This is a genomic window from Halobacillus aidingensis (genome assembly GCF_900104185.1).
Lineage (GTDB): Bacteria > Bacillota > Bacilli > Bacillales > Halobacillaceae > Halobacillus > Halobacillus aidingensis.
Genome location: NZ_FNIZ01000006.1, coordinates 182197 through 201020, shown reverse-complemented (window position 1 = coordinate 201020; position 18824 = coordinate 182197). Strand labels below are relative to the sequence as shown.

Genomic DNA, 18824 nt, shown 5'->3' with positions numbered 1-18824 from the left:
AGCACGGATAAGCTGGTCACATTCCGAGCATTAGGGCACAGACCCACCCGAGGAGCTTTTCCGGCATCCACACATGGTCAGGTCGAACGAAGGAATTTGCGCGCACAGACGCCGAGAGATATGGGAGGGTCCACCACCATGTTTAATTGTGGAGATCCAAGGTGCGATTATAAAACCCATTTACTGGAACTTAACCTCTCCAGTCTGTTTAAGCGCCTATACGTATTCCATATTCATTAAAAAATGGGATATATTTGAATGAATGACCTATGTTTCAATATTCAAAGAAGAAGAATACCAGAGAAAAACCAAGGATTTTTGAGAACGAATCCGTTTACTGAGGGAGGCTCACCGCCCGCCCCATGGAAAGCGAACTGTTTCCCGGAGCCCCTAAACGCACACACAAACATCTCGAAACTGAGTCTTACACAATACTGCCATTTTATTTAAGATCCTTTAAAGCTTTCGCATAAACGTGTAGCTATGACAAATGCTATGGAAAAAGGAGCACAAGCTTATGCGATATGGGGTTATCTTTTTTACATGCCTATTTATATTGACCGGATTCAGTGCTCCTGAACCGAACGATGAAGTGACCATCATTGTCGAATTAGACGAATCACCCGAGAGTTTCTTAAAGGAAGTAGAACGAAGGCTTCCGCGGCTTGAAGTGGTGACGAGTTACGATACGATTTTTTATGGAGTAGCGATTAGAGGGACAGCAGAAGAGTTGGAAAAAGTGGCGAGGATGGAAGCTGTGAAAAATCAGTATCCTGTCCACACATACGAAGCACTAGAGGTGGAAGAAGGTGTGTCTTTTTCTACTGAATCCATCAGAAATCAAATGCGCCATCCGCAAACAGGGGAAGGTGTGAAGGTTGGTATCATAGATACGGGGATCGACTACAACCACCCAGATCTAAAAGAGAATTTCAAAGGTGGCTATGACACGGTTGATTTTGACGATGATCCTATGGAAACCGAGGAGGAGGGGGCGACGATTCATGGCACGCACGTCGCCGGTGTTGTAGGGGCGAATGGAAAAATGAAAGGAATTGCACCAGATGCTGATCTTTATGCATACCGCGCGTTAGGGCCTGGAGGGGTAGGGTCGTCTGTACAAGTCATTGCAGCGATAGAAGAAGCTGTCAAGGATGGGATGGATGTCATCAACCTTTCTTTAGGAAATGACGTGAATGGTCCAGACTGGCCAACGACCCACGCTGTTAATAAAGCCATAGAGTTAGGAACAGTTGTTGTTGTAGCCGCAGGCAATTCTGGGCCGGATGGTTGGACGATTGGTTCTCCCGCTACTTCTTCAGACGCGATCACGGTAGGGGCTTCTGCTTTATCTATGAAGTCCCCTGTTCTGAAGGTCCCGGGTGAAAGGGAAAAGGTTTTGATTCAAACGATGTCTGGATCCGTTCCTTGGGAATTAACGAAAAAATATCCGGTCACCTATGCAGGGACGGGGGAAGCAGAGTATGGTGATGCGCGTGGAAAGATTGTCTTGTTTGAAAGAGGTGGCATTCCTTTTAGCCATAAAGCTTTAAAGGCCTACCAAAAAGGTGCGGTCGCTGTACTGATCTTCAATAATGAAGAAGGCAATTTTCAAGGAGGATTAGATGGAGTGAAACTGCCCATTCCTGTAGCCTCTCTATCGAACGAAGCCGGAAACTGGTTGAAGGAAAAAGTCATACAACAAAATCAATGGGTTGAAACAATAAATGTTTCTTTAGGTGATCAGGTTGCTCCCTTCAGCTCGAGAGGGCCAGTCACAACGAATTGGGAAATCAAACCGGATATTCTGGCACCTGGGGTCGATATATACAGTACAGTTCCAGGAGGTTATCAATCGTTGCAAGGGACAAGTATGGCTGCCCCTCATGTGGCGGGGATGGCGGCGTTAATTAAAGAGGCCCATCCGGATTGGAAACCTGCAGAAGTCAAACAGGCGCTGACAAGTACAGCGGATTTAATCCTGACAGGAAAACAGTCTTTTCCACCTACAGAACAAGGGGCTGGTTATGTCGATCTTAACGAAGCTCTGAAACCTGAACTGCTCATCGAGCAAAGCTCACTCTCTTTCGGAAAAATCGAAGATCGTATTTACCGTAAACAATTGCCTTTAACGATAAAGAACTTAAAAGACGAACCTGTTACCATTTCAATTGAAAAGCCGGTAATGGAAAGTGGAGTTTCTTGGGCGATGCCAATGTCGGCAAAAATAGATCCTGGACAAACGGAGGAACTGTCTGTTGAACTCCGTGTATCTGCCGCTTTTTTAGAAGATGGGGTTCATGAAGGTTTTCTTAAAATCCAAGAGAAAGAAAAAGTGTACACCGTCCCCTATGTGTATGTAAAAGAAACATCGAGTTATGAGATTGTATCAGGGTTTGAACTGGAGACGTCCTGGCAAAACGATCGGGTGGCGGCTTATCGTTTTCACTTAGCTGAAGATGTAGATGAATTGAGAGTTGATTTATACCGGGCAGGTACGATGTTAACGGCGGGTACTCTATTGGATGTAAAAGATTTGCAACCCGGACTGATTGAAGGTGAAGTGAATATTGATGACCTGAACTTAGAGGGAAGTTATCTTGCCATCATAACCATTGGCAAAGATAAAAAAGAGTCGATCTATCCATTTCCTATTTATATAGAAGGAAGCCGGTAAAAAACGCTGCGCATAGAAGCGCAGCGTTTTTAAATGAGGGAAAAAATGGTGTGTAGAACGAGAGTTGGAATAGATAATATTTGTATTGTGTTCCATATATTTGAATGGTGTGTAAATTCGACGTAAATGTGACGAAAATGTGATCGAATTTTGTCTTTCATTTGTACTTTTACTCACAAACTCATTGACATCAAACCACCCCTATTGTATTCTTACATAGTGTGGAATGATAAGGTTTTCATAGGTGACATACAAGGTTTTCAGCCACTAGAAAATTGTGGAGGAAGAGCGGATGAAACAGACCGAACCACCCTTCAAAGCAATGGCTTTAACCAGCATGATCACATCCCAACTCGCAGGCGGCCCTTTAGCCGGCGTTTTCCTCGGGAAATGGATCGATGGTCACTATTCCACGGAACCCATTTTCTTAATCATAGGATTACTCCTCGGGTTAGGGGCAGGTACATATGGGACCATTCATTTAGTACGGACGTACACGGGAGACGATTGACATGCAAGGATATCAACAGATGATGACCCGTCAGCGAAAATGGATGTTCTACCTTCTGGCTATATTTGTACTTGGTTGGGGCATCACCCCTTGGCAACCGATTTTCCTCGGACTTCTGTTAGGAAGTGCATTGAGCTTCTACAACCTCTGGCTCATGCAAAGAAAGATCCGCAAGCTCGGCGAAGCTTCCGCAGATAACCGCTCCGTAAGAGGAATTGGTACGTTTACGCGACTGGCTTCCGGTGCATTAGCCGTAGTCATCGCCCTTCAGTTTGAAGAATATTTCCATTTGATTTCAGTAGTTTTGGGCTTAATGGCAGCCTATATTGTCATTTTAATAGATTATCTGTTCAATAAATCAACAGTTTAGCATGATGGAAGGTAGGTGAACAGTTTGAATCACGAAGCACCGATGTGGGAGGATGCGTTTGGAATCTCTTGGTTGGATTTCAACTTATCAAACGTTTTGATGATGTTTGTCGCGTCATTGATCGTATTCATCCTCGGCGTAGCGGCGACAAGAAACATGCAGCGATATCCGACAGGTTTTCAAAATTTCATGGAATGGCTGATCGATTTCATCAAAGGAATTATCGGTTCCAACATGGATTGGAGAACAGGTAGGCTCTTTTTACCGCTGGGACTGACATTATTCGCCTACATTTTCGTAGCGAACATGCTCGGGGTTGTCACCAACGGTGTTGTTGGACACACACTATGGTGGAAATCACCGACAGCTGATCCGGGGATCACTTTGACACTCGCGACACTAGTCGTCGTTTTGTCCCATTATTATGGAGTGAAACTGAGGGGCGGTAGAGAATATGCAAAAGGATTTGTACGTCCATTGCCATTTTTGCTACCATTCAAGATTATTGAAGAGTTCTCAAATACGTTGACTCTTGGTCTGCGTCTTTACGGGAACATTTACGCAGGTGAAATCCTATTAAGCTTGCTCGTTGGACTTGCAGCGACTGGCGTAGGAGGATTTATCGGAGCGACCGTTCCGATGATTGCATGGATGGGCTTTAGTACTTTCATTGGTTTCATCCAGGCGTTTATTTTCGTTATGTTAACGATGGTTTACTTGTCTCACAAGGTGAGCGAAGACCATTAATATAAAGCATTATATTAATTTTTTTAAAAATATTGAGGAGGATTTTCATTATGGGTCTTTTAGCAGCTGCAATTGCAGTAGGTTTAGCGGCACTAGGTGCTGGTATTGGTAACGGTTTGATTGTTAGTCGTACAGTAGAAGGGATTGCGCGTCAACCAGAATTGCGCAGTGCACTTCAAACAACAATGTTCATCGGTGTTGCCCTAGTAGAGGCGATTCCTATCATCGGCGTTGTTATTGCATTCATCGTAATGGGACAATAATTAGGACGAGCATATACGCTTATGGCGAAGTTCAACTCCATCGATCTTCGCCTTTCCTTTATACCTTACGAAAACTTTATACCCGAAAGTCACGGTAAGAAAACTTCGACGGAAGCTGTATTTACAGCGGAAGCCGGGTTTTTCGCTTGTCTAGCCCTAGCACCAATGAAAGGGCTGCGGAATTAATGAAGTGTAAACCTGTTACGAGATGGTGTGGAGAGGAGTGAAAACTGTGCAAGGATTCACAGAGAGTCTGGTCCTCGGAGCTGGAGGGCTTAATATAGGTGACATGATCATTCAGCTTGTTTTCTTCCTTGGTTTACTTGCTCTTTTAGGTAAGTTCGCATGGGGACCATTGATGAACATGATGAAAGAACGTGAAGATTACGTAGCAAATGAAATCAACACGGCCGAAAAAAGTCGTGAAGAAGCGCAGCGCATGCAGCGTGAAGCTTCTGAAGAGTTGAAAGCGACACGCCAGGATGCACAGAATATCATTGAGGATGCTCGTAAAACAGCAGGCCAGCAAGAAAGAGATATTCTTGAGTCAGCACGTGCTGAAGCTGAACGCATCAAGGAATCTGCTCGTCAAGAAATCGAGCAGGAGAAAGAAAAAGCTGTCCAGGCCCTTAAAGATCAAGTGGCAACCATGTCTGTCATGATTGCATCGAAAGTCATTGAGAAAGAACTTTCACAAAAGGATCAAGAGGCGCTGATCAACCAATATATCGATGAGGCAGGCGAAGAGCGATGAGTCAATCTATCATTGCTAAACGCTATGCAGACGCACTTTTTCAACTTGGAAAAGAAAAGGCGAAACTAGAACAATTTGAATCCGAATTGGTAACTTTACGTGATGTTTTTCGCGGCAATAAGGAAATCATCTCATTCCTGAACCACCCACGGTTCTCCATGGAACAAAAGAAGAAGTTTGTTAGCGATTCTTTTCAGTCTTTTTCTGCTGAAATCGTTAATACTTTAAAGCTGTTGGTAGAAAGGCACCGTGAGGAAATCATTGTTGATATGATCGGATTTTATATCGAAATGATGAACGATGCAAAAGGTATTGCAGATGCGGATGTTTACTCTGTAAGGGAACTTTCTGAAGCTGAAAAACAGCGCATTTCAGAAACATTTGCACCGAAAGTAGGTAAACAATCCTTGAACCTTACGAATATCGTAGACCCTTCCATCCTCGGCGGTCTTCGCCTGAGAGTCGGTAATCGCATATTTGATGGTTCTGTCAGTGGAAAACTTCGCCGCATAGAGCGCAAGTTAGTTTCTGCGAACAATAGATGATAGGGGTGAAATGGCATGAGCATCAAAGCTGAAGAAATCAGTGCGCTGATTAAGCAGCAAATTGAAAACTATGAATCAGATATAGAAGTCAATGATGTGGGAACCGTAATCGAAGTTGGTGACGGTATTGCCCGTGCTCATGGTCTTGATAATGTCATGGCTGGTGAGCTTGTTGAATTCTCTAATGGTGTCATGGGATTGGCACAAAACTTGGAAGAAAGTAACGTTGGTCTTGTCATTCTAGGACCATATACAGATATTAAAGAAGGCGACGAAGTACGTCGTACAGGACGCATCATGCAAGTACCCGTCGGGGAAGAAATGCTTGGTCGTGTCGTAAACCCACTCGGACAACCGGTCGATGGACGCGGACCGATTGAAACGACAAAAACACGCCCAATCGAATCTCCGGCACCAGGGGTTATGGATCGTAAATCCGTTGATGAGCCACTTCAAACAGGTATTAAAGCTATCGATGCTCTTGTACCAATTGGACGTGGACAACGTGAATTGATCATCGGGGACCGTCAGACAGGTAAAACATCTGTCGCAATTGATGCCATCCTGAACCAGCATGACCAGGATATGGTTTGTATTTATGTAGCGATCGGTCAAAAAGAATCAACCGTTCGTGGGACAGTAGAAACTCTACGTCGCCATGGTGCGCTTGACTACACGATCGTAGTAACGGCAAGTGCTTCTCAACCTGCCCCATTACTATACCTTGCACCATATGCTGGTGTAACCATGGGTGAAGACTTCATGTACAACGGCAAGCACGTATTGGTCGTGTATGATGATCTTTCCAAACAGGCGGCTGCCTACCGTGAACTTTCTCTACTCCTACGTCGTCCTCCAGGCCGTGAAGCCTTCCCGGGAGACGTATTCTACCTACACTCTCGTTTGCTAGAGCGTGCAGCGAAGCTAAGTGATGCGAAAGGTGGCGGTTCCCTGACTGCACTTCCTTTCGTAGAAACACAAGCTGGAGATATCTCTGCATACATTCCGACAAACGTAATTTCCATTACTGATGGTCAGATATTCTTGCAGTCTGATTTATTCTTCTCCGGTGTACGTCCAGCGATCAACGCAGGTCTTTCTGTATCTCGTGTTGGTGGTTCCGCACAAATCAAAGCGATGAAGAAGGTTGCCGGTACGCTAAGGCTTGACTTGGCTTCCTATCGTGAATTGGAAGCATTCGCTCAGTTCGGTTCTGATTTGGATAAATCCACTCAGGCCAAATTGAACCGTGGTGCTCGTACGGTTGAAGTCTTGAAACAAGGTCTTCACCAACCACTAGCCGTTGAAAAACAAGTCATGATCATTTATGCGCTGACAAAAGGGTTCTTAGATGAAATTCCAGTCGGAGATATCACTCGCTTCGAATCTGAATTCCATAACTGGTTGGACAACAACCGTAAAGAGCTTCTGGCTCAAATCCGTGAGACAGGCAAGCTTGCAGAAGACGAAGATATGAGTGGTGCTGTGAAAGAATTCAAGAAAACGTTTGTCGTTTCTGAATAAATGAATCATAGCTAGAAAGGGTGGTGAAACAGCGTGGCATCCCTTAGAGATATTAAAGGTCGGATTACGTCAACGAAAAAGACGAAGCAAATCACGAAAGCGATGGAGATGGTATCTGCCTCCAAGCTGAACCGTGCCGAGCAGAATGCGAAAAAGTTTGTTCCTTATAGTGAGAAAATCCAGGAAGTTGTGGCAAGCATCGCCCAAGGTGGCGGAGATGCGAGTCACCCGATGCTTGAAGCCCGTGATGTCAAAAAGACAGGGTATCTCGTCATCACTTCTGACCGTGGACTTGCTGGAGCATTCAACAGCAGCATTCTTCGTAAGGTGTACCAGCAAATCAGAAGCAAGCATACGTCAGCGGATGAATACACCCTGATTACAATCGGACGTATCGGGCGTGACTTTTTCCGTAAACGGAACATGCCTGTCGATATGGATATCACGGGAATATCTGATCAACCAGATTTCTCTGATATTAAAGATATTGCTTCAGATACTGTACAGCTGTACACAGATGAGCGAATAGATCAGTTATATATCTATTACAACCATTATGTCAGTGCCATCACTCAAGAAGTGACTGAGAAGAAAATTCTTCCTCTGACAGACTTGAATAAAGAGGGCAAAGCGAGCCAAAGTTCGTATGAGTATGAGCCGAACCAAGAAGAGATTTTGGAAGTCTTGCTTCCTCAATACGCTGAGAGCTTGATTTATGGCGCTTTACTCGACAGTAAGGCCAGTGAGCATGCAGCACGTATGACGGCAATGAAGAGTGCGACAGATAATGCTGATGATTTGATCGGAGATCTTACTCTTTCTTATAACCGTGCCCGTCAAGCTGCTATTACCCAGGAGATTACCGAAATTGTCGGCGGTGCAGCTGCCCTCGAATAGGATCTCTCGGATTTTTGAACAGTAAGTTAGGAGGGAAATCGATGAGTAATGGACGCGTGACCCAAATCATGGGACCCGTTGTTGACGTAACGTTCGATGATGGACATCTCCCTGATCTTAATAACGCATTGCACGTAAGTTACGAAGCGAAAAACGAAAACGAAAAGAGCGTCGATCTTACATTGGAAGTTGCCCTTCACTTGGGTGACAATACCGTTCGTACCGTTGCCATGTCATCTACGGATGGTGTCATGCGTGGTACCACAGTTACGGATACAGGTAAGCCGATTTCTGTACCTGTAGGGGAAGTAACTCTTGGACGCGTATTTAACGTAGAAGGCGACACGATCGACCTTGATGAGCCACTCGGTGATGTCCGCCGTGACCCAATTCACCGTGAAGCTCCTAAATTTGAAAACCTGGCTACAGAAACTGAAATTCTTGAAACAGGAATCAAAGTTGTAGACCTTCTAGCCCCTTATGTAAAAGGTGGTAAGATCGGTTTGTTCGGTGGTGCCGGTGTAGGTAAAACCGTACTGATCCAGGAATTGATCAACAACATCGCACAGGAGCACGGTGGTATTTCCGTATTCGCAGGTGTTGGTGAACGTACACGTGAAGGAAACGACCTATACTATGAAATGACTGACTCTGGAGTTATCAAGAAGACAGCCATGGTATTCGGACAGATGAACGAGCCACCTGGAGCACGTATGCGTGTGGCCCTATCTGGACTAACGATGGCCGAGTACTTCCGTGATGAAGAAGGACAAGACGTTCTATTCTTTATCGATAACATTTTCCGTTTCACCCAAGGTGGTCTTGAAGTGTCTGCCCTACTTGGACGTATGCCGTCAGCCGTTGGTTATCAGCCGACGCTTGCTACAGAGATGGGTCAGCTTCAGGAGCGAATCACATCGACAGACAAAGGATCCGTTACTTCCATCCAGGCGATTTATGTCCCTGCCGATGACTACACGGACCCAGCGCCTGCGACAACCTTCGCCCACCTGGATGCAACGACAAACCTTGAGCGTAAGCTGTCTGAACAAGGGATCTACCCAGCCGTGGACCCACTTGCTTCCACTTCTCGCGCTCTAGACCCTGAAATCGTCGGCGATGAGCACTATGAAATTGCCCGCGAGGTTCAGCGTACGCTTCAGCGCTATAAAGAGCTTCAGGATATCATTGCGATTCTAGGTATGGATGAGCTTTCTGATGAGGATAAATTGACGGTTTCCCGTGCACGTCGCGTTCAGTTCTTCCTTTCTCAGAACTTCCACGTTGCTGAACAGTTCACTGGCCAACCTGGTTCTTATGTGCCTGTTTCAGAAACGGTTAAAGGCTTCAAGGAAATCCTTGACGGCAAATACGACGATATTCCGGAAGATGCGTTCCGTCTTGTTGGACGAATCGAAGAAGTCGTTGAAAAATCAAAACAAATGCAATAAACAGGTCTGGTGGATAGAGGGGCTTGAATAAAGTTCCTCTTCCTCTTCATGATCAGCCAAGGAGGAATACGAATGAGCACACTGACGGTGAGTGTAGTCACTCCTGATGGCCCGGTGTTGGAAGATGCATTTGAAATGGTCAGCTGTAAGGCGGAAAGCGGTGAACTTGGAATTCTTCCAGGTCACATTCCGATGGTCGCGCCTTTGACGATCAGCGCTGTTCGTCTTAAAGGGGAAGGCAAATCAGATCGTATCGCGGTAAGTGGCGGTTTCTTGGAAGTTCGTCCAGATAAAGTCACGATTCTTGCTCAATCTGCTGAAAAACCAGCGGATATTGATATCGATCGTGCCCGTATGGCCAAAGAACGTGCCGAACGTCGCCTTCAGGACAAACAAGCCGACATTGATTTCCAACGGGCTGAAATGGCACTCAAGCGTGCCTTGAATCGCTTGAATGTTTATGAGAACAACTTTTAAACTGCTTTCTTTATGAGAGCAGTTTTTTTGTGAAAACTACCAGCTTTTTTCGCTAGCGAAATTTGGATAGTCCCGTCAAAAAGATGTAAAATGTCTATTATTACCCGGGAAATGGAGTGGGATATTTCCTCTTTTGTCAGTTTATCTTGATTAGTTGATGAAGAAATGAGGAATCTCGACATACACCAGGGAAGGAGCAACACCTATGGAACAATACTTCGCGGAAGAAGCGATTCTTAGCATGACCTCACATTTGATATTCATTATCATTACCTGGAGGGTATTGCAGTCGATTAATTTTGATGCATTCTTCAGGAAAAACAAGGTCTTTGAAGCAAGAGCCTTGCTCATTTTAGTAACCATCGCTCTGGGTACAACAGTCAGCAATTTCTTTCTTGATTTTATTAAGTGGTCAAACAGCCTTATTTATTTATTTTAATGACGATAGGCAAATGTCTAAAGTTGTTAGGAAATGTTTCGTATGAATGTCCTCTTCTCAGGTCACACTTATAGTAAGAAAATGCTTGGGGAGGCATTCAAAATGAAAAGTGTTTTGGCTGGAATCATTGCTCTATTTATTATAGGAACAGGTGCTTATCCACAGGAAATGACAGGAGCTCAAGAAACCCTCATGGAGTTTTCGTCATTTGCTGCGGATAAGCAGCTTGAAGTGAGTGGCTGGACGATAACGCTGAAAGAAAAGGTGTCTAGAAAAAAGGCGGACCAATTGAAAAAGGATCTCATGAATTTTTGGTCTGATCCTGTCGTTACGGAAGAGATTACAGTGAATGCCGTGAAGTACACCGTCAAAAACAGTCATAAAAACGAACAAATCATCGAAAGGTTTAGCATGATTGTTCCAAAAAATGCGTGGAGCGATGTGGAAGTGGTTTATACCACTGAAGGACAGGGAACACCTTCATTAACAAGCATTAATCAAACAAACATGAATGAAATATCTCGTCGATTTTTCTCAAAAAATGTCACTAAATTCTCTTGTATTAAGGCCAAGTTTAGTGGTATTATTGATGATGTTTTAGTGTATAAAAAATTCAAACAAGCTTTCGACATAACAACAATAGATGAAATCGACGAAAACGGTTGGACGAGCAGGACCGGATACACCAAAAAGTGGGATCAGGCCATTGATGCTGGGGATCGAATGATGAACGTTCAATTCGCAACCCGAACTTTGGGCGGGGAGACAAACATCACGATTGGCACACCCATAATAACTGCTGAATATTAATAATAGTGAATATGGACGCGGAGGAGAATGAACCTTGGAAAAAATCATCGTCCGTGGTGGGAGGCAGCTGAATGGTACCGTTAAAGCAGAAGGTGCCAAGAATGCCGTACTGCCTGTCATCGCAGCAAGTATTATTGCAAGTGAAGGAAAAAGCGTACTGCACGAAGTACCCGCTTTAGCTGATGTATATACGATCAATGAAGTGATCCGACATATGAATGCAGATGTAAATATGGTGGGGAATACAGTCACGGTAGATGCTTCTAGTGAATTGGAAACAGAAGCACCAATAGAATATGTAAGAAAAATGCGCGCCTCTGTTCTTGTATTGGGACCACTTTTGGCCCGGTATGGCCATGCTAAGGTTGCTATGCCAGGAGGATGTGCCATTGGTTCACGTCCGATTGATCAGCACTTGAAAGGCTTTGAGGCAATGGGAGCTGAAGTAACCGTTGGGAACGGCTATGTTGAAGCTGAAGTTAAGGGCCGTTTAAAAGGTGCTAAAATATACTTCGATGTCCCAAGTGTTGGTGCGACAGAAAACGTCATGATGGCTGCAGCTCTTGCAGATGGAAAGACGATTCTTGAGAATTGTGCAAAAGAACCGGAAATTGTCGACCTGGCAAACTATTTGAATAAAATGGGCGCAAACATTGTCGGTGCAGGAACAGAAACCATTCGCATCGAAGGTGTTGAGAAGCTTGTGGGTACGACTCATACCATCATTCCAGACCGTATTGAAGCAGGTACATTCATGGTAGCTGCAGCGATTACTGGCGGGAATGTTCTCGTACAAGGTGCGATGCACGAACATTTACGTCCCCTTGTTTCCAAAATGGAAGAAATGGGCGTTATCATTCAAGAAGAAGAAAGTGGTTTACGTGTGATCGGACCAGATATTCTACAAGCAACAGACATTAAAACGATGCCACACCCTGGCTTCCCGACAGACATGCAATCTCAAATGATGGCTCTCATGCTGAATGCAGCAGGCACGAGCGTCATTACAGAAACCGTCTTTGAAAATCGCTTCATGCATGTGGAAGAATTCCGTCGTATGAACGCGAATTTGAAAATCGAGGGTCGCAGTGTCATCATTGAAGGACCATCATCCTTACAAGGTGCAGAAGTCGCCGCAACCGACTTGAGAGCCGGAGCAGCCTTGATCCTAGCTGGTTTAGTTGCCGATGGATACACAAGGGTAACGGAGCTTAAGCACCTGGATCGCGGATATGTGGATTTTGCTGAGAAATTAGCTACACTCGGCGCTGATATTGAGCGTGTTAGAGAAGAAGAAGTTTATTCAGAAGACCACGAACCAAGCGAATCAGTATCGACATTATAATATATACATCTTTATAGCTTGCCTGTTTCAATATTTTTGAAATAGGTAAGCTTTTTTAGTTCTATCATCTTCTATTTCTGGATACATTTTTAGTAGAGGGATTTACTTTGTAACCAGGAGGATGCGGATGAAAAAAAACAATGGAATTGGAATACTTGCTGTATGTGGTTTATTTGCAACAATACTTATCCTACCAACGATGATCGTCGTCCCATTTACGAATTCCGGGGGTACGGAAGAAGTGAAGGAAACCCCGCAAACAGAAAAAGTAGCGAGCGTGGAGGACTCTCCATTTGCTGTCAAAGTATTGCGTAGCACCACAAAAGAGATCGAAGAAGTGCCTTTAGAAAGTTATGTTGCTCGAGTCGTTGCTTCTGAAATGCCCGTAAACTTTGAAATGGAAGCATTGAAAGCCCAGGCCCTCGCCGCAAGGACTTATATTACCCGCCACTTGGTCCAGGGTGAAAAAGTTTCATCAGAAGCAGACGTTACGGATACGGTCAGCCACCAAGTTTATAAAGATGAAGATCAACTCCGAAGTCAATGGAAAGACAATTATGAAGAGAATATGAAAAAAATCACAGAAGCTGTCAACGCGACAAAAGGTGAAATCATTACGTACGATCAACAGCCCATCACGGCAGCGTTCTTTTCAACGAGCAACGGCTTTACAGAAAACGCAGGAGATTATTGGGAGCATGACATTCCATACCTTCAAAGCGTAGAAAGTCCATGGGATCAGGAATCACCGAAGTTCGTCGATCAAAAAATCATTACCGTTGCTGAACTTGAACAGACCTTAGGTGTAAGCATAGGATCAGGAATCCAACAGACAACGATGACGAAGACAGAAGGAAACCGAGTAGATGAAGTCCATTTTGGGGATCATACGTTTTCCGGAAGAGAAATCCGTGAAAAAATCGGGTTGCCCTCCAGTGACTTCAGCATCAAGCAAAAAGGGGAACATGTCATCTTCACAACGAAAGGTTACGGTCATGGTGTAGGAATGAGTCAGTACGGGGCCAATGGCATGGCGAAATCAGGTAAGGATTACAAAGAAATCATTCATCACTATTATCAAGACACAGAAATCGCCCCACTAAGCACACAAACAGCTTCGTTAACCATTGAAAAAGAAGACACCGTAAACTAAAGAGCTGCCCTAAGCAGCTCTTTTTTCTTTGTTTAAAATGTATCATCTTAAACAATATGTCAGGAATGTGTAAGACTCGAATTCAAGATGTTTCGGGGTTCGTTGCCGTGTTGGGCATCAAGGGTGGATGGGAAGCTACTCGCTTTCCTGCGGGGTTTCGCCAGCCAATCCATTCTCGCGGAAAGCGAGCCATTCCCCGCAGCCCCCATCCACTCAACAAAAGTCTCGAAACTGAGTCCTTAACAATCGGGAGTTATTGTGGAAAACGAAGTCTAGGATTTAATAAATTTTTCCTTTGGATGTATATAATCCCATAGAAGTGTTCAGAATGGTTTTTGAGGTGATGAACATGAAAGAGGAAGGTAAGAAAAGCGTGACTAAATTAAAGTTCAAACGCTTGATGCGCAAGAAGTGGTTGTATCCAGCATTGTATTTGTCAGTGGCTGCATTAGTACTTGTCGGAGTGTTCTGGTATCAACAAGGAGCTAGTGATTTGGAAGACCAAATCGCAGAGCAACCAGATTCCAAAGTCCAGGACGAATTTTTGACGGCGGATAACGAGAAAGATACTGTACCAGTAATGGAACATCAGGAAAACTTGGAAATGCCTGTTGCTGATGAAAAGGCAGCATCCATTGTCACTAAATTCTATGATTACGACGCTTCCGAGCAAGATCAAGAAAGTGCACTGGTCCTATACAACAATAAGTATTACCAAAGCGAAGGCGTAGACATTACTAGAGAAGATGGAGAAGCTTTCGAAGTTACCGCAGCTTTGTCAGGAACAGTCACTGAAGTTAAAGAAGATCCGCTATACGGCAATGTTATTGAAATCACACATGATGAAAACATTTCAACTGTGTATGCTAGTTTAGAAGATGTCGATGTATTAGCAGGATCTGATGTAGCACAAGGCGATGTACTTGGTTCAGCAGGTAAGAACTCCTTTGGTCAAGCAAGTGGTGTTCACGTACACTTTGAAGTACGCAGTGATGGACAGCCTGTCAACCCTGAAGAGTTTTTCGGTCAGCCAATGAGTAACATTATTGAGAATGCTGGACAAGAAGTTCAGGAAGAAGAAGATCCTCCAGCAGAAGAGCCACAAGAAGATGGCGAAGAGCCTTCTGAAGGTACAGAGCAATCTTCTGACGATGCAGAGCAGTCTACGGAAGAAGAATTAAATACGGATGAAGATCCAGCTGGTTCTGAAGATGAAGAGCAAGCACCAGATGAAGATAGTGCCTCTTCCATCTCTACCACACAGACTTAAAAAATGAGGGTTCTGCCCTCATTTTTTTATTTGTTTGAATGATTACGGTGAAGCTGGTATCTGTTTGTCAGGGCAATGCGTTTAAGCATGTATGAAGCCTTATGTGTTACATAAGATGAAGAAATGATTTTCAATGATGTGTATCAAGCATAAAATTACAAGAAATCACACCAGCCCATGCATCATCTGGCATATCTTAGAACTTTTATTAATACAATGAGGATAACCGAGCACTCGGTAACATCCAGGGTGATCCAGCATGAGTTAACTTCCAGAATACACCCACACAACACAATTGAAACGCTTTCCTAAGAATCCCACCCCCTTGGATAGTCAATCACAGGAGGCGAGTGGAGTGCATGATTACATCAAAGAGAGGACCATCAAGATTGGAGAGCACATTATCGAAACGAAAAAAACGGTGAGAGTGATTGCCAAAGAGTTTGGTGTTTCAAAAAGTACGGTCCATAAAGACTTGACTGAAAGACTTCCGGAAGTGAATCCCGAACTTGCCAAGGAAGTGAAGAAGATCCTCGATCACCATAAAGAAATACGCCACCTCAGAGGTGGAGAAGCGACCAAGAGAAAGTACAAAGCCCAATTTGTGGATGATCAACCTGTTCAACCTCTAGCATGAACTCTGATTTCCTCCCTTTGTCACATTTCCTCGATATTTGGTAACTTTTTTCATATCTCAAGAGACGGATGTCGTAATTTTGTGATAGAATAAAGAACTAGATGTGCATGATTTAAATCGAAAATAGAACTGAAACAATAGGGAAATATAAGTTGAGGGAGATTGATCTCCATTGCCGGTGTAACGTAACGGATTACGAGGGTCCTGTACGTTACTTGGATTATGTTTTTTACAATAGGGAGGATCTACAGAACATGTTTGCTAGAGATATAGGAATTGACCTGGGTACAGCGAACGTACTCATCCACGTGAAAGGCAAAGGAATTGTATTGAACGAACCGTCCGTGGTTGCCATGGACCGTAACACTGGGAAAGTGCTCGAGGTAGGTGAAGAAGCCCGCCGGATGGTCGGACGTACGCCAGGCAACATTGAAGCCATCCGACCGTTGAAGGACGGTGTCATTGCAGATTTTGACGTTACTGAGGCGATGCTGAAGCACTTTATCCAAAAAACGAACGTGAGAGGATTCTTATCTAAACCGCGCATGTTGATCTGTTGCCCTACGAACATTACGAAAGTGGAGCAAAAAGCGATCAAAGAAGCGGCTGAGAAATCCGGTGGTAAAAAAGTATATTTAGAAGAAGAGCCTAAGGTAGCAGCGATTGGTGCCGGTATGGATATCTTCCAACCAAGCGGGAACATGGTTGTCGATATCGGAGGTGGCACAACGGATGTCGCTGTTTTGTCCATGGGCGATATTGTCACGGCTTCCTCAATTAAAATGGCCGGTGATAAGTTTGATCATGAGATTCTACAATACATTAAAAAAGAGTATAAATTGTTGATCGGAGAGCGGACAGCTGAAGACATTAAGATCAGCGTGGCGACGGTTTTCCCTGGGTCAAGAAACGAGGAAATCGAAATTCGCGGTCGAGACATGGTGTCCGGATTACCACGTACGATCTCCGTCAACTCTGAAGAAATTGAAAGATCTTTACGTGAGTCTGTACAGGTCATCGTTCAAGCAGCGAAACAAGTGCTGGAACGTACACCACCTGAATTGTCCGCGGATATTATTGACCGTGGAGTCATCATGACGGGCGGCGGGGCTCTTTTACATGGGATTGACCAACTGCTCGCCGAAGAGTTGAAGGTTCCTGTTCTTGTAGCAGAATCTCCGATGGATTGTGTCGCTACAGGTACAGGCATCATGCTTGAAAATATCGATAAGCGTATTTCAACGAAGCTATAGATTAAGATGGGACGGAAGGAGTGAAGACACCTTGTTAAGGGGATTTTACACAGCAGCAGCAGGTATGATGGCCAACCAGAGGATGCAGGAAACGTTGTCGAATAATATGGCGAACGCGTACACACCAGGGTACAAAGCAGACCAGGGAACGATGCGTGCTTTTCCAGAGCTATTGATAGAGCGGATGGGAAGCAAGACGATCCCGACGAAGAATGGATTCAAAATACCTGATGGCGGCCATGTAGGATCCCTTAACACAGGTGTGTATATGCAGGAAGCGATTCCTTCTTTTGTTCAAGGAGACGTGAAAGAAACTGGGGTGGGGACAGACCTTGCCCTTGTACAAAATGCAGTACCTGATGAATCCGGTTCTCTTTTCTTTCGTGTCCAGAATGAGGATGGGGAAGAACGGTACACGCGTAACGGGAACTTTACCGTAGATGGCGAAGGTTTCTTGACGACAAATCTCGGGTATTATGTTTTGGATGGAAACGGAGATCCGATCGATACGGGTGGCATGGAGTTTAATGTTTCACAAACTGGAGAGCTTACGGTGGATGGACAGGCATTCACACTCGGGCTGTCTTATACACCGGATGCTTCTCAAATGGTCAAAGAAGCAAACGATCTATTTCGTCTTTCTGAAGAGGGGGATATCATTGTAAACCCTGGAGCGGAAGAGGGAGTGGGTTACTCGATCCTTCAACACCATCTGGAGCGTTCAAATGTCGATCCAAACAGGACGATGACAGAAATGATGAATACATACCGTTCATTCGAAATGAACCAGCGTGTCTTAAAAGCTTATGATCAAAGCATGCAAAAAGCAGTGACGGAAATCGGAAGAATTAGGTAAGGAGTGTGGCATCTTTCATGAATCGTTCAATGATCCAATCGGCTGTGACGATGGGACAACTGCAGAAGAAGCTGGACCTTGTCGGAAACAACTTGTCCAACAGTGAAACGACAGGATACAAAAGCCGCAACGCCGATTTTTCTTCATTATTGTATCAACAAATCGACAACCAGTCTCATTCTGATGCAGAGGTCGGCCGGCTGACACCGGAAGGCATCCGGATTGGTTCAGGAGCAAAGCTTGGTCACACAAACCTAGACCTGACTCAAGGGAGCTTGAAAAATACGAGCAGGGAGCTGGATGTGGCTTTATTGGAAGACCGCCATATGTTCGGCCTTCGAGTCACAACGGCACAAGGGGAAGAAGTTCACTATACACGTGCAGGAAACTTCTATTTGAACCCGGTCGATGACGGTCAATTGCTGCTGACAGATGCGAATGGTCACCCTGTAATGGGAGCGGACGGTGAAATTATTATACTTGAAGACAACTTTCAAGCCATCAATATCGATCCAAATGGAAGAATTCTCGTCACAAGAGACCAGAACCAAGTGGTGGAAGGTACGTTGGATGTTAGTGAAGCTGTCCGACCTCGTATGTTAGAATCGGTAGGGGCGAATCGTTTCCGTATTCCTGACAATGTAGAGGAGGATGGAATTATGGGAGATGTGCTTTCTGGAGATGTAAAAATGCAGTCCCAGACGCTTGAAACATCGAATGTGGATGTCGCGAAGCAAATGACAGAAATGCTGATGGCTCAGCGTGCCTATCAATTCAACGCCAAATCCATATCCACAGGTGATCAAATGATGGGGCTTGTGAGTCAACTGAGATCATAAACGTAA

The 18824-nt window shown here is 44.6% G+C and carries 20 protein-coding genes; all 20 read left to right on the top strand.

What is annotated here, in order from left to right; translation table 11 throughout:
• Positions 1-517: 517 nt before the first annotated feature.
• A complete protein-coding gene (locus BLS23_RS08240) occupies positions 518-2677 on the top strand; it encodes a S8 family serine peptidase (protein WP_089652066.1) in 2160 nt (719 codons plus the stop codon).
• Positions 2678-2969: 292 nt separating this feature from the next.
• A complete protein-coding gene (locus BLS23_RS08235) occupies positions 2970-3188 on the top strand; it encodes an AtpZ/AtpI family protein (protein ID WP_089652065.1) in 219 nt (72 codons plus the stop codon).
• Between the two features lies 1 nt (position 3189).
• On the top strand, positions 3190-3558 hold the full coding sequence (locus BLS23_RS08230; protein WP_089652064.1) for an ATP synthase subunit I: 369 nt from the start codon (positions 3190-3192) through the stop codon (positions 3556-3558).
• 24 nt (positions 3559-3582) lie between these two features.
• A complete protein-coding gene (gene atpB, locus BLS23_RS08225; RefSeq protein ID WP_089652063.1) occupies positions 3583-4305 on the top strand; it encodes a F0F1 ATP synthase subunit A in 723 nt (240 codons plus the stop codon).
• A 50-nt stretch (positions 4306-4355) separates the two neighbouring features.
• The gene (atpE, locus tag BLS23_RS08220) at positions 4356-4568 is read left to right on the top strand and encodes a F0F1 ATP synthase subunit C (protein ID WP_014644824.1); all 213 of its coding nucleotides are present in this window, start codon (positions 4356-4358) and stop codon (positions 4566-4568) included.
• Between the two features lie 232 nt (positions 4569-4800).
• Entirely contained in the window at positions 4801-5322 is a 522-nt protein-coding gene (atpF, locus tag BLS23_RS08215) for a F0F1 ATP synthase subunit B (protein ID WP_089652062.1), read from the top strand.
• Positions 5319-5867 carry a F0F1 ATP synthase subunit delta gene (locus tag BLS23_RS08210; RefSeq protein WP_089652061.1) on the top strand — a complete coding sequence of 183 codons (549 nt, stop codon included), beginning with the start codon at positions 5319-5321 and terminating at the stop codon, positions 5865-5867. Before atpF ends, BLS23_RS08210 begins: the two co-directional genes overlap by 4 nt.
• Before the next feature lie 15 nt (positions 5868-5882).
• Complete coding sequence (gene atpA, locus BLS23_RS08205) at positions 5883-7391, top strand: F0F1 ATP synthase subunit alpha (RefSeq protein ID WP_089652060.1); 1509 nt, start codon at positions 5883-5885, stop codon at positions 7389-7391.
• A gap of 33 nt (positions 7392-7424) precedes the next feature.
• Positions 7425-8288 carry a F0F1 ATP synthase subunit gamma gene (locus BLS23_RS08200; protein ID WP_089652059.1) on the top strand — a complete coding sequence of 288 codons (864 nt, stop codon included), beginning with the start codon at positions 7425-7427 and terminating at the stop codon, positions 8286-8288.
• A 41-nt stretch (positions 8289-8329) separates the two neighbouring features.
• A complete protein-coding gene (gene atpD / locus BLS23_RS08195; RefSeq protein ID WP_089652058.1) occupies positions 8330-9739 on the top strand; it encodes a F0F1 ATP synthase subunit beta in 1410 nt (469 codons plus the stop codon).
• Between the two features lie 72 nt (positions 9740-9811).
• Entirely contained in the window at positions 9812-10216 is a 405-nt protein-coding gene (locus tag BLS23_RS08190; RefSeq protein ID WP_089652057.1) for a F0F1 ATP synthase subunit epsilon, read from the top strand.
• 205 nt (positions 10217-10421) lie between these two features.
• Complete coding sequence (locus BLS23_RS08180) at positions 10422-10655, top strand: DUF1146 family protein (RefSeq protein WP_089652055.1); 234 nt, start codon at positions 10422-10424, stop codon at positions 10653-10655.
• A 102-nt stretch (positions 10656-10757) separates the two neighbouring features.
• Complete coding sequence (locus tag BLS23_RS08175) at positions 10758-11465, top strand: YwmB family TATA-box binding protein (RefSeq protein WP_167356045.1); 708 nt, start codon at positions 10758-10760, stop codon at positions 11463-11465.
• A gap of 34 nt (positions 11466-11499) precedes the next feature.
• Positions 11500-12810: a UDP-N-acetylglucosamine 1-carboxyvinyltransferase gene (murA, locus tag BLS23_RS08170; RefSeq protein ID WP_089652053.1), complete on the top strand. Its 1311-nt coding sequence runs from the start codon at positions 11500-11502 to the stop codon at positions 12808-12810.
• Positions 12811-12937: 127 nt separating this feature from the next.
• Entirely contained in the window at positions 12938-13963 is a 1026-nt protein-coding gene (spoIID, locus tag BLS23_RS08165) for a stage II sporulation protein D (protein WP_089652052.1), read from the top strand.
• Positions 13964-14336: 373 nt separating this feature from the next.
• The gene (spoIIQ, locus tag BLS23_RS08160) at positions 14337-15233 is read left to right on the top strand and encodes a stage II sporulation protein SpoIIQ (protein ID WP_244157125.1); all 897 of its coding nucleotides are present in this window, start codon (positions 14337-14339) and stop codon (positions 15231-15233) included.
• 355 nt (positions 15234-15588) lie between these two features.
• Positions 15589-15870, top strand: coding sequence for a sporulation transcriptional regulator SpoIIID (gene spoIIID, locus BLS23_RS08155; RefSeq protein WP_089652051.1), 282 nt, complete (start codon positions 15589-15591; stop codon positions 15868-15870).
• Between the two features lie 254 nt (positions 15871-16124).
• A complete protein-coding gene (gene mreB / locus BLS23_RS08150; RefSeq protein ID WP_089652050.1) occupies positions 16125-17123 on the top strand; it encodes a rod shape-determining protein in 999 nt (332 codons plus the stop codon).
• Positions 17124-17154: 31 nt separating this feature from the next.
• Complete coding sequence (locus BLS23_RS08145) at positions 17155-17979, top strand: flagellar hook-basal body protein (protein ID WP_089652049.1); 825 nt, start codon at positions 17155-17157, stop codon at positions 17977-17979.
• A 17-nt stretch (positions 17980-17996) separates the two neighbouring features.
• The gene (locus tag BLS23_RS08140) at positions 17997-18818 is read left to right on the top strand and encodes a flagellar hook-basal body protein (RefSeq protein ID WP_089652048.1); all 822 of its coding nucleotides are present in this window, start codon (positions 17997-17999) and stop codon (positions 18816-18818) included.
• The last annotated feature ends 6 nt before the right edge of the window (positions 18819-18824 follow it).

Bases quoted from the DNA above. Each gene is read 5' to 3' on its own strand.
- BLS23_RS08240 (WP_089652066.1), top strand. From the start codon at position 518: ATGCGATATGGGGTTATCTTTTTTACATGCCTATTTATATTGACCGGA.
- BLS23_RS08235 (WP_089652065.1), top strand. From the start codon at position 2,970: ATGAAACAGACCGAACCACCCTTCAAAGCAATGGCTTTAACCAGCATG.
- BLS23_RS08230 (WP_089652064.1), top strand. From the start codon at position 3,190: ATGCAAGGATATCAACAGATGATGACCCGTCAGCGAAAATGGATGTTC.
- atpE (WP_014644824.1), top strand. From the start codon at position 4,356: ATGGGTCTTTTAGCAGCTGCAATTGCAGTAGGTTTAGCGGCACTAGGT.
- BLS23_RS08210 (WP_089652061.1), top strand. From the start codon at position 5,319: ATGAGTCAATCTATCATTGCTAAACGCTATGCAGACGCACTTTTTCAA.
- atpA (WP_089652060.1), top strand. From the start codon at position 5,883: ATGAGCATCAAAGCTGAAGAAATCAGTGCGCTGATTAAGCAGCAAATT.
- atpD (WP_089652058.1), top strand. From the start codon at position 8,330: ATGAGTAATGGACGCGTGACCCAAATCATGGGACCCGTTGTTGACGTA.
- BLS23_RS08190 (WP_089652057.1), top strand. From the start codon at position 9,812: ATGAGCACACTGACGGTGAGTGTAGTCACTCCTGATGGCCCGGTGTTG.
- BLS23_RS08180 (WP_089652055.1), top strand. From the start codon at position 10,422: ATGGAACAATACTTCGCGGAAGAAGCGATTCTTAGCATGACCTCACAT.
- BLS23_RS08175 (WP_167356045.1), top strand. From the start codon at position 10,758: ATGAAAAGTGTTTTGGCTGGAATCATTGCTCTATTTATTATAGGAACA.
- spoIID (WP_089652052.1), top strand. From the start codon at position 12,938: ATGAAAAAAAACAATGGAATTGGAATACTTGCTGTATGTGGTTTATTT.
- mreB (WP_089652050.1), top strand. From the start codon at position 16,125: ATGTTTGCTAGAGATATAGGAATTGACCTGGGTACAGCGAACGTACTC.
- BLS23_RS08140 (WP_089652048.1), top strand. From the start codon at position 17,997: ATGAATCGTTCAATGATCCAATCGGCTGTGACGATGGGACAACTGCAG.